Origin of the sequence: Pseudoxanthomonas sp. CCNWLW251 (assembly GCF_037402255.1) — a bacterium.
Classification (GTDB): Bacteria; Pseudomonadota; Gammaproteobacteria; order Xanthomonadales; family Xanthomonadaceae; genus Pseudoxanthomonas_A.
Genome location: NZ_JBBEGA010000001.1, coordinates 1,359,850 through 1,371,941, shown reverse-complemented (window position 1 = coordinate 1,371,941; position 12,092 = coordinate 1,359,850). Strand labels below are relative to the sequence as shown.

The 12,092-nt window shown below is 67.3% G+C and carries 12 protein-coding genes; 9 read left to right on the top strand and 3 right to left on the bottom strand.

Going from position 1 to position 12,092, the window contains the following annotated elements; all coding sequences use genetic code 11:
• Positions 1 to 6: 6 nt before the first annotated feature.
• Both WBN46_RS06460 and WBN46_RS06455 read right to left on the bottom strand, forming a co-directional pair.
• Positions 7 to 888 carry a DUF481 domain-containing protein gene (locus tag WBN46_RS06460; RefSeq protein ID WP_337730778.1) on the bottom strand — a complete coding sequence of 294 codons (882 nt, stop codon included), beginning with the start codon at positions 886 to 888 and terminating at the stop codon, positions 7 to 9.
• 231 nt (positions 889 to 1,119) lie between these two features.
• Positions 1,120 to 1,599, bottom strand: coding sequence for a hypothetical protein (locus WBN46_RS06455; protein ID WP_337730777.1), 480 nt, complete (start codon positions 1,597 to 1,599; stop codon positions 1,120 to 1,122).
• 356 nt (positions 1,600 to 1,955) lie between these two features.
• On the opposite strand from WBN46_RS06455, the gene WBN46_RS06450 reads away from it, so the two are divergent.
• Positions 1,956 to 2,927, top strand: a complete 972-nt coding sequence (locus tag WBN46_RS06450; protein ID WP_337730776.1) for a YafY family protein — start codon at positions 1,956 to 1,958, stop codon at positions 2,925 to 2,927.
• A 184-nt stretch (positions 2,928 to 3,111) separates the two neighbouring features.
• On the opposite strand, the gene WBN46_RS06445 is transcribed toward WBN46_RS06450, so the two are convergent.
• Positions 3,112 to 3,690, bottom strand: coding sequence for a lipocalin family protein (locus WBN46_RS06445; RefSeq protein WP_337730775.1), 579 nt, complete (start codon positions 3,688 to 3,690; stop codon positions 3,112 to 3,114).
• Positions 3,691 to 3,843: 153 nt separating this feature from the next.
• On the opposite strand from WBN46_RS06445, the gene WBN46_RS06440 reads away from it, so the two are divergent.
• The 8 genes from WBN46_RS06440 to xerC all read left to right on the top strand — a co-directional run bounded on the left by WBN46_RS06440 (position 3,844) and on the right by xerC (position 12,072).
• Positions 3,844 to 4,155, top strand: a complete 312-nt coding sequence (locus WBN46_RS06440; RefSeq protein ID WP_337730898.1) for a hypothetical protein — start codon at positions 3,844 to 3,846, stop codon at positions 4,153 to 4,155.
• 76 nt (positions 4,156 to 4,231) lie between these two features.
• Entirely contained in the window at positions 4,232 to 6,337 is a 2,106-nt protein-coding gene (locus tag WBN46_RS06435; protein WP_337730774.1) for a prolyl oligopeptidase family serine peptidase, read from the top strand.
• Positions 6,338 to 6,495: 158 nt separating this feature from the next.
• Positions 6,496 to 8,667: a S9 family peptidase gene (locus tag WBN46_RS06430; protein ID WP_337730773.1), complete on the top strand. Its 2,172-nt coding sequence runs from the start codon at positions 6,496 to 6,498 to the stop codon at positions 8,665 to 8,667.
• A 195-nt stretch (positions 8,668 to 8,862) separates the two neighbouring features.
• Entirely contained in the window at positions 8,863 to 9,276 is a 414-nt protein-coding gene (locus WBN46_RS06425; RefSeq protein ID WP_337730897.1) for a YbaN family protein, read from the top strand.
• A gap of 40 nt (positions 9,277 to 9,316) precedes the next feature.
• Positions 9,317 to 9,529 carry a lipoprotein gene (locus WBN46_RS06420; RefSeq protein WP_192200024.1) on the top strand — a complete coding sequence of 71 codons (213 nt, stop codon included), beginning with the start codon at positions 9,317 to 9,319 and terminating at the stop codon, positions 9,527 to 9,529.
• Positions 9,522 to 10,385, top strand: coding sequence for a diaminopimelate epimerase (gene dapF / locus WBN46_RS06415; protein ID WP_337730772.1), 864 nt, complete (start codon positions 9,522 to 9,524; stop codon positions 10,383 to 10,385). Before WBN46_RS06420 ends, dapF begins: the two co-directional genes overlap by 8 nt.
• The gene (locus WBN46_RS06410; protein WP_337730771.1) at positions 10,382 to 11,056 is read left to right on the top strand and encodes a DUF484 family protein; all 675 of its coding nucleotides are present in this window, start codon (positions 10,382 to 10,384) and stop codon (positions 11,054 to 11,056) included. Before dapF ends, WBN46_RS06410 begins: the two co-directional genes overlap by 4 nt.
• 140 nt (positions 11,057 to 11,196) lie before the next feature.
• Complete coding sequence (gene xerC / locus WBN46_RS06405; protein WP_337730770.1) at positions 11,197 to 12,072, top strand: tyrosine recombinase XerC; 876 nt, start codon at positions 11,197 to 11,199, stop codon at positions 12,070 to 12,072.
• Positions 12,073 to 12,092 lie beyond the last annotated feature (20 nt).

Sequence of the window (12,092 nt, the reverse complement as noted above, 5' to 3'; positions counted from 1 at the left end):
GCGCGGTTACTTGAAGCGGTAGACCACGTTCATCGTGGTCAGGGTGTCCGTCTTCTTGATGTCGGGTGCGACATCGCTGTTGTGTCGCGCCTGCCAACCCGCCTTCAGCGCGAGGTGCGAGTTCATCGTGACCGAGACGCCCAGGTCGTTCTGCGCGAAGGTGTTGTATTCGCCGGATTCCACCAGCAGCTTGTTGACGATCTCGGTGTTCTCGCTCAGCGCGTAGCGCAGGTCGATCAGGCCACGGCCGATGAAGCCGGCTTCGGTGCGGTCATCGAGCGTGTCGTACGCGCGGCGATAACCGGGACCGACCTGCAGGTCGAGGTGGCCGCGCTGACCCTCGAGGACGCGGTTGCCGTAGCTGAGACTGACGGACTGCTGCCGGCTGTAGGTGCCGAAGTCGTCTTCTTCGTGGCGCACGGCGGTGTTAAGCGTGCCGCGTTCGTCCATCAGGTAGGCGCTGTTGGTGTTGACCGTGTAGCGGTTGGCCGTGGTGCGGCTGTCGCGGATGACGCTGCCGTCGTCCTGGGTCCGGGTGTATTCGGAGCGCGAATGCAGGCCGAACAGGCTGGCGCTGTGGCGCCATGCGCCGCCGTCGGTATAGGTCAGGTCCAACCGTCCGTTGAAACTCTCGGTGTTGCTGTTGCCGCTGGTGGCGGCGATGCCCAGTTCACCGCCACCGGTGAGCGTGGGCGTCGGCGGTGCCGGCTCAGGTGGCGCTTCGGGAATGGGGCGCACCGCCATGGCGATGACCGGCAGCGCCGCACTGCCCTGCTTGCCGAACCCCTTGCCTGCATGGATGGCTTCCCCCTTCTCGTTACGCGGCAGCACCACCTCGCCAGCCAGGGCAGGCGCAACGTTGCCGGCGATCAGGACGAGTGCCAGCAAGGAGGGAGGCGTCGGGCGTGACATGGCGGGTCTCGAGGAAATGGAGAGGGAATGTAAGCGGTTACATGGTAGATGTGAGCCGACGGCGCCACAACCCAAGTGCTTGTTCCGATTCAGGTTTGCGACATGCATTCTGCCACGGGGACGCGCTCGATTCAGGATGCGTGTCACGGTCGCCTGCATTCCTGCGCCGGGACGCGTCGTCTTCCCGTCGTGGCCCTCCGCCTTCACTCAAGGCGGCGCGTCGATGCTGATCGCCGGGTCGTCGTAGCGCGAATACGTCAACAGCACCGTGTAGGCGCGACCCTCGTCGTCGCGACCGCTGTGGCGCAGTTGCAGCGGCAGACCGCCGGGACCGATCCAATAGTCGAACGCCACCGCTTCCGGGTCGTCGTGGCGTACGCGGTAACGCCGGGCAGGGTGGCCGGCGATGGTGTCGTCGCCGACGTGTTCGGCGGACAAACCCTGCCCGGCCTGCTGGAATGCGAGCGGGTCGCGCCACGGGGCGAGCGTCTCCGGAGGCAGTGGCACCTGCGTGCGTCGGCCGTTCACCTGCATGTACAGCACATTCCCGATGACGGTCTGCGTGCCGCCGGGCAACGCGATCCTGTAGCGGTCCGGCGCCACGTAGTCCATCTCGCCGGTCATCGGCCGGGCGCCCTCCACCTGCATCCGTGCGTGGAAGCGGCGGGCGGCCAGGAACCGCTGCATCGACGCCTTCACGTCCCGTACGGCGTCGCGCGCGGGGACGACGGGCGGTGTGGCGGGGTGGCGGCGGGCGCTCCGGTATCGCCGTTCGGGGAGGGCTGGCAGGCGGCCAGTGCGAACAGCAGGGGCAGGACGGCGCGCGGCGACATGGTCGGCATGCTCCCGGGAAGAGGCGGCGCCTTGGGTCCGTGCGTTGAGGGCGTCGCGGCGGCGAAGACACGCCACGGCACCAGGCACCGCACGGGCCCAAGGCGCCGTCGGCGCTTGTCCCCTGTGTCTCTTCCAACGGCAGGCAGGCGGCGAAAACGGCCAACCGTCGGCGATAATCCGGCCACGCCCCCCCCGCTGCCACGCTGCCCATGGACAAGATCGAACGCATCACCGCCCTGCACCGCATCCTGAAGGCGGCGCGCTATCCGGTCACGGTGAAGCGGCTGCAGGAGGAGTTGGGTTGTTCGCGCGCCACCGTCTACCGCGACCTCGCCTACCTGCGCGATGCGCTGATGGCGCCGATCGAAGGCGATGGCGAAGCGGGCTTCCGCTACCACGCGGCCGAGAGCGATCGTTTCGAACTGCCGGGGTTGTGGCTGAGTTCGGAAGAACTGTATGCGTTGCTCGCCGCGCAGCAGTTGCTGGTCCGCACAGGCGGTGGCGTGCTCTCCGGGGCACTGGCGCCGCTGCAGAAGCGCATCGAAGGCCTGCTGGCCGACCATGCGGGCGTGGACCACTGGCCCGTGGATCGCGTGCGGGTGATCCCGCACCGCGGCCGCACGCTGGATGAAGCCAGCTTCCGCACCGTGGCGTCGGCCGTACTCGAGCGCAAGCAACTGCAGTTCGAATATCGCGCGCGTTCCACCGACGAGCGCACGCGACGCGCGGTATCGCCGCAGCGCATCACCCACTACCGCGACAACTGGTATCTCGATGCGTGGGACCACGAACGCAACGCGCTGCGCAGCTTCGCGGTGGATCGCATCGGCAACGCGCGACTGGGCGACGAGCCGGCACGCGACCTGCCGAACGAGGAGCTGAACCAGCATCTGGCGTCGAGCTACGGCATCTTCTCGGGCGAACCGAAGGGCTGGGCCACCATCCTCTTCAGCGCCAAGGCCGCACGCTGGGTCGCCGACGAGCAGTGGCATTCCAAGCAGCAGGGCCGCCACCTGCCGGACGGCCGTTACGAACTGAAGATTCCCTACAGCGTCTCGCGCGAGCTGTTGATGGACATCCTGCATTACGGTGCGGATGCGGAGATCGTCGAGCCCGCCGTGCTGCGCGAGCAGGCCAAAACGCTGCTGGAACTGGCGCTGTCGAACTACGGGAAGAAGTAGTTTCGCGGCGGGGCGCAGGGTTATGGGAGCGACGTGAGTCGCGACGGTGGAGGACGGGTCCCGGATCCCGGGCAAGCAGGGGTGGGCGAGGGAGCTTTGATTGCCCGCACGAGGCGACACGCCCGGCCCCTCTGATTTCCATCGCGACTGACGTCGCGCGCAGGGCTTCCTGCAGCGGACCTCTCTACGGCTCCTTCGGCTCGCCGAAGCCTGGCTTCCCCACCTGCGCCGGCGCCTGGGGCACGCGGACCAGCTGGCGGGCGTTGATACCGTGGTCGCGCGCCTTCTTCACCAGTTCCTCGTAGCGCACGTCGTCCATGAGCGGATCGCGGGCCATGATCCAGCCCATGTCGCGGCCGGGGTAATCTGCCAGTGCCCATGAGTAGTCGGGCGCCACTTCGACGATGCGCCACTTGGCGGGCACCACGCCGACGAACCACAGCGTCCATTCGCGGTTGCCGGACTCCCCCTTGACCGACGCGCGTGCCTCGCGCAGTTGCTCGGGCTCGCTGAAGCCTTCGCGGTAGTGGTACGCCACGCCGACCTTGTCGGTGTCGCGCAGCGTGTACTCGTAGCGCGCCGCCACGTGTCCGCGCTCGGCGAAGTAGGGGATATGCGCGACGACATGCCAGGTGCCCATGAAGCGGGGCAGGTCCACCGCGTCGGGTGCCGCGCGCGCCGGGCCGCGGCTGGCACAGCCGCCCGCCAGTGCCAGCAGCAGCGCAAGCAGTGCAATGCGGACCACGCGGATTGGCAACGCCATGGGCATGTGGGACTCCCTTCTCCCTGTCATACGGACACGCTAGTCATCAGGATGCGACGGAGATGTTAACCGGTGATGTCGCAACCCGTGAGATGCCACTGCGTGAATGTGACGTCGTACTGACATCACACAAGGGAATCCTCCGCCATGTCCATGTCCTCGCTTCAGGTTTCGCATGCGGTCCGCCAGGACCGCCCCGATGTCCATCTGGATCGTGTCCTGCGCCGCGTGGTGCTGTCAGGCGTTGCGCTGGTGTTGCTGCTGCCGCTGGCCCGCGCCAGCACCGACTGGTTGGGCTGGCTGCCCCTGTGGCTGGTCGGGATGCCTGCCGTGGCCTGGTGGGCCCTGCACCGGTTCCGGCTTCCGGTCCGTGGGGCCAGGGCGCATCGGACGGCGCGCCGTCGTCGCAGCCCGCAGGCGCGCCGCATCCGCGACAGGGGCGTCGCCCTGCCCAGGGCGGCCTGACCTTCGGCAGGGGGTGCCCTCCGGGCCTTGTGCTAGCGTGCCATGTTCATGAAACGCACCTCCGGAGCCGCACCCGATGCCCAGACTCACCCATGCCTGCCTGGCCGCAGGCCTCGCTGTCGCTGGCGCGCTGTCAGCCCCTGCCCATGCCAAGGAGGCTGACGTGACGAACGATCCGTATGCCTGGCTGGAGGACGTCGAAGGGCAGAAGCAGCTGGACTGGGTGAGGGGTGTGAACGCCAGGGCCGAGGCCGAGATCGCCTCGACCCCGGCCTTCAAGCAGCTGGAATCGGATATCCGCGCCATCCTCGATTCCGACGCCAAGATCCCGGGCGTGCAGAAGATCGGCGAGTACTACTACAACTTCTGGAAGGACAAGCAGCACGAGCGCGGCGTCTGGCGCCGCACCACGCTGGCCGAGTACCGCAAGGCCCAGCCACAGTGGGAAACCGTGCTGGACCTGGATGCGTTGAACAAGGCCGAAGGCAAGAACTGGGTCTGGCACGGTGCCGACTGCCGCAAGCCGGACTACGCGCGCTGCCTGGTCGCGCTGTCGCGCGGCGGTGCCGATGCCGACGAGACCCGCGAGTTCGACCTGGTCAACAAGAAGTTCCTGACCGACGGCTTCTACCGCCCCGAGGCCAAGGGTGCGCTGGGCTGGAAGGACGCCGACACCGTCTACGTCTACAGCGACTTCGGCGCCGGCAGCCTGACCAGCTCGGGTTACCCGCGCATCGTGAAGGAATGGAAGCGGGGCACGCCGCTCGCATCGGCCGCCGTCGTGTACGAAGGCACCGCGGAGGACATGTACATCGCGGCCTACCATGACGACACGCCGGGCTTCCAGCGCGATTTCGTCAGCCGCACCATCGCCTTCTACAACGACGAGCTCTACCTGCGTCGCGCCGACGGCACGCTGGCCAAGATCGATGCACCCAATTCCGCCAACAAGGGCGTGCACAAGGAATGGCTGACGCTGGAACTGCGCGAGCCGTGGACCGTCGGCGGCAAGACCCATGCCGCGGGCAGCCTGCTGGCCGCGAAGTTCGATGACTTCATGGCCGGCAAGCGCGACTTCGACGTGCTGTTCGCGCCGACCGACAAGACCTCGCTGGCCGGCTTCACGTGGACGAAGAACCACCTGGTGCTCAACGTGCTGGAGGACGTGAAGAACCGCCTGAGCGTGCTCACGCCGTCGGCTTCGGGCTGGAAGACCAGCGCCTTCGTCGGCGCGCCGTCCTTCGGCACCATCGGCGTCAACGATGTGGACAGCGACGACAGCGACGCGGTGTGGCTGACGGCCACCGATTATCTGACCCCGACCACGCTGTCGTTGGCCGAGATCGGCAAGCAGCCTGAGCAGCTGAAGTCAATGCCGGCGTTCTTCGACGCCTCGGGCAAGAAGATCGAACAGCACTTCGCCACGTCGAAGGATGGCACCAAGGTGCCGTACTTCCTCGTTCGCCCTGAAGGTCTGAAGTACGACGGCAGCACGCCGACCCTGCTGTACGGCTACGGCGGCTTCGAGATCTCGCTGACCCCCGGCTATTCCGGCGGCGTCGGCAAGGGCTGGCTGGAGAAGGGCGGCGTCTATGCCGTCGCCAACATCCGCGGCGGCGGCGAGTACGGTCCGCGCTGGCACCAGGCCGCGTTGAAGGCCAACCGCCACAAGGCGTACGAGGACTTCGCTGCGGTCGCGCAGGACCTGATCGCCCGCAAGATCACCTCGCCGAAGCACCTGGGCATCCAGGGCGGCAGCAACGGTGGCCTGCTGACCGGCAACATGCTGACGCAGTATCCCGAACTGTTCGGCGCGGTCGTCGTGCAGGTGCCGCTGCTGGACATGAAGCGCTACAGCCACCTGCTGGCGGGCGCCTCGTGGATGGCCGAGTACGGCAACCCCGACACCGCCGACTGGGAATTCATCCAGACCTTCTCGCCGTACCACCTGTTCGACGCGAAGAAGGACTATCCGCCGACCCTGTTCATGACCTCCACCCGCGACGACCGCGTCCACCCGGGCCACGCCCGCAAGATGGCCGCCAGGATGCTGGAAGCGGGCAAGGACGTGCGCTACTACGAGAACATCGAAGGTGGCCACGGCGGTGCGGCGAACAACGCCCAGGCCGCGCACATGAGCGCGCTCGCCTACACCTTCCTCTGGCAGCAGCTGGCCAAGTAACGGTACACAGCCCCTTCCTCCGCTTGCGGGGGAAGGCGGGGATGGGGGTGCTCTTGGCGCGGTAAGTCAACGAGCTTGCTCCCACCCCAACCCTCCCCCGCAAGCGGAGGAGGGGGCAGACCGCTTCCCATTGCATCCCGCATCCCCGGACCCCATCCATGAAACCGACTTCCCTGCTGCTGGCCGCCACCGTCCTGATGAGCACCCCGATCACCTCCGCCCTCGCCGCCACCGCCACTCCGCCCGACGTGGCGAAGAAGCCGCACGTGGTGAAGGCGCCGCATGGCGCCGAACGCAACGACGAGTACTACTGGTTGCGCGACGACAAGCGCGAGAACAAGGAAATGCTGGCGTACCTCAACGCCGAGAACGCCTACACCGACTTGGTGATGGCGCCGTTGAAGCCGCTGGAAGACAAGCTCTACGACGAGGTCGTCGCCCGCATCAAGCAGGATGACGCCAGCGTGCCGTATCGCGAGCGTGGCTGGTGGTATTACGCCCGCTTCGTGACCGGCAAGGACTACCCGGTGCATGCGCGCCGCAAGGACGGTCCGGGCTTGGATGCGGTATCCATCCAGGCGGCCAACGCCGCAGGGGACTTCGCCGGCGAGCAGGTGCTGCTGGACGTGAATGCGCTGGGCGAAGGCAAGGACTACTACAACGTCGGCGACTACGAGGTCAGCCAGGACAACCGCCTGCTGGCCTATGCCGACGACACCAATGGCCGCCGCCAGTACACCATCCGCTTCAAGAACCTCGAAACCGGCGAGATCCTGCCTGACACGATCACCAACGCCGAGCCCAACCTGGTCTGGTCCGACGATGGCCGCACCCTGTTCTACGTCGACAAGGATCCGGAGACCCTGCTCAGCAAGCGCGTGAAGTCGCACGTACTGGGCACGCCTGCCGCGCAGGACAAGCTCGTCTACGAGGAAGAGGACGACAGCTTCTACATGGGCATCGGCCGCAGTCGCGACGACAAGTTCATCTGCATCAGTGTGGAGAGCACCGTCTCCTCGGAGATGCGCTGCACGCCGGCTGCCAGCCCGGGCGTGTTCACCGTGCTGGCGCCGCGCGAGCGCGATGTCGAGTACCAGGCCGACCACCTCGGCGACCGCTGGGTGATCCGCACGAACGCCAATGGCGCCACCAACTTCAAGCTGGTCATCGCGCCGACCGATTCGGTCTCCCGCAAGGACTGGAAGGACTGGATCGCACACCGCGATGACGTCTTCATCGAGGGCTTCGAACTGTTCGACGGCTTCAGCGTGGTGGCCGAACGCGCCAACGCACTGGAAAGCCTGCGCGTGATCAAGGCCGACGGCAGCAGCGACTACGTCAAGGCCGACGAGCCGGCGTATTCGATGGGCCTGTCCGCCAATCCCGAGACCGGCACCGACTGGCTGCGCTACAGCTACACCTCAATGACCACGCCGGCCACGACCTACGAGATCAACACGAAGACCGGCGAACGCCGGCAGCTGAAGCAGCAGCCCGTGCCTGGCTACGACGCCTCGAAGTACGTCACCGAGCGCGTGTGGGCGCCGGCGCGTGACGGCAAGACGAAGATCCCGGTGACGCTGGTGTACCGCAAGGACGTTGCCCGCGACGGCAAGGCGCCGATGCTGCAGTACGCCTACGGCAGCTACGGTGCGTCGATGGACCCCAACTTCAGCATCACCAATGTCAGCCTGCTGGACCGTGGCGTGGTCTATGCGCTTGCGCACATCCGCGGCGGACAGGAAATGGGCCGCCGGTGGTACGACGACGGCAAGCTGTACAACAAGGTCAACACGTTCACCGACTTCATCGACGTCACCGACTACCTGGTCAAGGAAGGCTATGCAGCCAAGGACCGTGTGGCGGCGATGGGCGGCAGTGCCGGTGGCCTGCTGATGGGCGCGGTGTCGAACATGGCACCGGAGAAGTACAAGGTCATCCTGACGCTGGTGCCGTTCGTCGACGTGGCGACCACGATGCTGGACCCCAGCATCCCGCTGACCACCAACGAATACGACGAGTGGGGCAACCCGGAAGAGAAGGGCTACTACGACTACATCCTCACGTACTCGCCCTACGACAACCTGCAGGCGAAGGCCTATCCCGCGATGTTCGTCGGCACCGGCCTGTGGGACTCGCAGGTGCAGTACTGGGAGCCGGCCAAGTACGTGGCCCGCCTGCGTGACCTGAACACCGGCACGGACCCGGTGGTGTTCCGCACCAACATGGAAGCCGGCCATGGCGGCAAGTCGGGCCGCTTCCGCCAGTACCGCGAACGCGCCGAGATGTTCGCCTTCATGCTGGACCAGCTCGGCGTCGCCTCGAAGTAAGCGACAGCACGCGCAGGAAAAGAGCCGGGGAGACCCGGCTCTTTTCGTTGCGGACCATGGCGCATCCCCGGCGCTGCCCATGTTCCAGGGCCGGAAAGCGTCGATGGCGCGCCGCGTTTCCCGCCGCGCCGGGCGTGTTCGCGCCCGGTGGTGGATTTGGGGTACAAGGGCGCCGTGGAAGACAAGTCTCCTTCGCTGCCCGAGCCCGCTGCCCGGCGTCCCGCGCGCTTCCGCTGGGCGTGGTGGCTGCTGGCGTATGCCAGCCTGGGCCTCGGCATCCTCGGTGTGTTCGTGCCGGGGTTGCCGACCACGGTGTTCGTGCTGATCGCCGCGTACGCGGCGTCGCGCGGCTCGGAGCGGCTGCATCGCCGCCTGATGACGCATCCGCGCTTCGGCCCGATGATCCATGACTGGCATCTGCACCGTGCCGTATCGCGACGCGCGAAGTGGATGGCCACCTGGACCATGCTGGCCAGTGCGGCGATCCTGCTCGCACTGATGCTGTGGACCGGCTCGCATCGGTGGTGGATGGTCGCCCTGCCGGTCGCCTGCATGGCGACGGTCGCGGCGTGGCTGTGGATGCGACCGGAACCCCCGCGCACGCGGTGAAGGCGCGGCGCATTCATCGGCCTGTGGCTATACTCGCGGCATGAACCGGAACGCCCGTCTTTTCGCCGCTGCCGCCCTGATGGCGGCCCTGTCCGCCTGCGGAGCCAAGGGCCCGCTGTTCCTGCCGGAGAAGCCCGTCGAGGAAGCCCCCGTGGCCCCCGCCGCATCGCCCGAAACGCCGGCCACGGACACCTTGCCCGCCGAGCCGCCCATCGATCCGGCCACGGTGCCGGCCACCGACGGGAATGGCTGAGCCCCTCCACGCACGGTCCACGCCGATGCGCTTCACCAAGATGCACGGCGCCGGCAACGACTTCGTCGTGCTGGACCTGCGTGATGGCGCGCCGCCACCGGATGCCCGGCTGGCGGCGCAGCTGGCGGATCGCCATGTCGGCGTGGGATGCGACCAGATCCTGACCGTCGAACGGCCGCGCAGCGCAGGCGCAGTGGCCGCGTATCGCATCTGGAACTCCGACGGTTCGCCCTCGCAGCAATGCGGGAACGGCGCCCGTTGCGTCGCCGCCTGGCTGGTCCGCGACGGCGCGGCGCGTGGCGACACCTTCAACGTGGACAGTCCGCTGGCCACGCACGCGGTGGAGCGCATCGGCGACGACCGCTACGCGATCGCGATGGGCGTGCCGGAATTCGTGCCGGCGCGCATTCCGCTGCACGGTTTCGACCATGTCCAGCCGGAGTACGACGCCGATGTGGACGAAGGACTCCGCCTGCGGTTCGGCGCAGTGTCGATGGGCAATCCGCACGCGGTCATCGAAGTCCCATCCGTCGATGCCGCGCCCGTGAAGCATTACGGCCCGTTGCTGCAGCGCTCGCGCCACTTCCCGGAGTCGGTCAACGTCGGTTTCGCCGAAGTGGTCGCGCGCGACCGTGTGCGCCTGCGCGTATACGAGCGCGGCGTCGGCGAAACCCTGGCCTGCGGCAGCGGCGCCTGCGCGGCGGCGGCCGTGCTGATCCGGCGCGGGCGCGTGGATCGTGACGTGGCCATCGCATTGCCCGGTGGCGAGCTGCGCATCCGCTGGCCGTCCGACGACGCGCCGGTCATCATGTCCGGGCCGGCGGCATTCGTATTCGAAGGGGAATGGAAAGCATGAGCGACACGCAAGAGAAGCTGGGCGCCCACGAGATCGCAGCATGGCTGCGACGGCACCCCACTTTCCTGAAACAGTTCCCCGACCTGGCGCTGAGCCTGGTGGTGCCGCGCGATGAAGGCCCCACCGCGTCGCTGGCCAGCTACCAGTTGGACGTGCTGCGCGACAAGAACCGCGAATTGTCCAAGCGCCTCGGTGACCTGTTCGCCAACGCGCAGGAAAACGAGCGCCTGGCCGTGCGTACCCATCAGCTTGCCCTCACCCTCATGAAGCAGGGCACGGCGGCTGACACGCTGCGGGCGATGGCGGCCTCGCTGGCCGAGGATTTCAACGGCGACCGCGTCAGCATCGTGCTGCTGCAGCCCGTCGACGGCCTGGTGGAGAACGACTGGTTGCAGATCGTGCCGGCCGACAATCCGCACATGGCCCCGTTCCGCGACTGCCTGCGCGATGGCGAGCCGATCTGCGGCCGCCTGCAGCCCGAGAAACACGTGCTGCTGTACGGCGCGCGCGCCGAGGAAGTCGCCTCGTCGGCGTTGCTGCCGCTGCCCGGCATCGGCCTGGTGGCCGTGGGCAGCCGTGACGGCAACCGCTTCTATCCCGGCATGGGCACCCTGTTCCTGCGCATGATGGGCGAGACGCTGGTGACGGCATTGAAGCGGTTCGATGGCTGAGGCGAGGCGATCGCCTCATGCCGTCGTTCCGGCGAAAGCCGGAATCCATTCCGTTCCTGCTCTTGCGGCGGGCTGCCTGAAGCAAACACACAGGCAACATGGATTCCGGCTTTCGCCGGAATGACGGGGAGGGAAGGACCATGTCCGTCACCGACTTCCTGGCCCATCTCGAAGTCGAGCGCCGCGTCTCCGCGCATACGCTGGATGCGTATCGCCGTGATCTCGCCGCGCTGACGGAGTGGGCGCACGCACAGGGCATGCTCGATCTTGCGGAGGTGCAGGCGGAGTTCCTGCGTGGCTTCGTCGCGGCCGAGCATCGTCGTGGACTGTCACCGAAGAGCCTGCAGCGGCGCCTGTCGGCCTGCCGCAGTTATTACCAATGGCTCCTCAAGCATGGCCGCATCGCGGCCAGTCCTGCGGCGGCGCTGCGCGCACCCAAGGCGGCGCGCAAGCTGCCACAGGTGCTGGATGCCGACGAGGCCGTCAGGCTGGTGGAAGTGCCGGTGGATGCGCCACTGGGCAAGCGCGACCGCGCACTGCTCGAACTGTTCTACTCCTCCGGGCTTCGCCTCAGCGAGTTGTGCGCGCTGCGCTGGCGCGACCTCGACATGGTGGGTGGCATGGTCACGGTGTTGGGCAAGGGCAACAAGGAACGCAAGGTGCCCGTGGGATCGCATGCACGCAACGCGCTCGCCGAGTGGCGGCAGGAACGGACGGTGGGCAACGAGGCGTTCGTGTTCCCGGGGCGAGGGGAGGGGCCGATCTCGCAGCGCGCCGTGCAGATCCGCATCAAGCAGCTGGCGCAGCGGCAGGGCCTGTTCAAGCACGTGCACCCGCACATGCTGCGGCACAGCTTCGCCAGCCACATCCTGGAATCGTCCGGCGACCTGCGTGGCGTGCAGGAACTGCTGGGGCATGCCGACATCGCCACCACGCAGATCTACACGCATCTCGATTTCCAGCACCTGGCCAAGGTGTACGACGCGGCGCATCCCAGGGCGAAGCGCAAGCGCTGATCCCCTGTGGGAGCGACGTG

Coding starts and splice junctions, on each gene's coding strand:
- WBN46_RS06450 (WP_337730776.1), top strand. CDS start 1,956: ATGGACAAGATCGAACGCATCACCGCCCTGCACCGCATCCTGAAGGCG.
- WBN46_RS06455 (WP_337730777.1), bottom strand. CDS start 1,599: ATGCAGCGGTTCCTGGCCGCCCGCCGCTTCCACGCACGGATGCAGGTG.
- WBN46_RS06435 (WP_337730774.1), top strand. CDS start 4,232: ATGCCCAGACTCACCCATGCCTGCCTGGCCGCAGGCCTCGCTGTCGCT.
- WBN46_RS06430 (WP_337730773.1), top strand. CDS start 6,496: ATGAAACCGACTTCCCTGCTGCTGGCCGCCACCGTCCTGATGAGCACC.
- xerC (WP_337730770.1), top strand. CDS start 11,197: ATGTCCGTCACCGACTTCCTGGCCCATCTCGAAGTCGAGCGCCGCGTC.
- dapF (WP_337730772.1), top strand. CDS start 9,522: ATGGCTGAGCCCCTCCACGCACGGTCCACGCCGATGCGCTTCACCAAG.
- WBN46_RS06420 (WP_192200024.1), top strand. CDS start 9,317: ATGAACCGGAACGCCCGTCTTTTCGCCGCTGCCGCCCTGATGGCGGCC.
- WBN46_RS06445 (WP_337730775.1), bottom strand. CDS start 3,690: ATGGCGTTGCCAATCCGCGTGGTCCGCATTGCACTGCTTGCGCTGCTG.
- WBN46_RS06440 (WP_337730898.1), top strand. CDS start 3,844: ATGTCCTCGCTTCAGGTTTCGCATGCGGTCCGCCAGGACCGCCCCGAT.
- WBN46_RS06410 (WP_337730771.1), top strand. CDS start 10,382: ATGAGCGACACGCAAGAGAAGCTGGGCGCCCACGAGATCGCAGCATGG.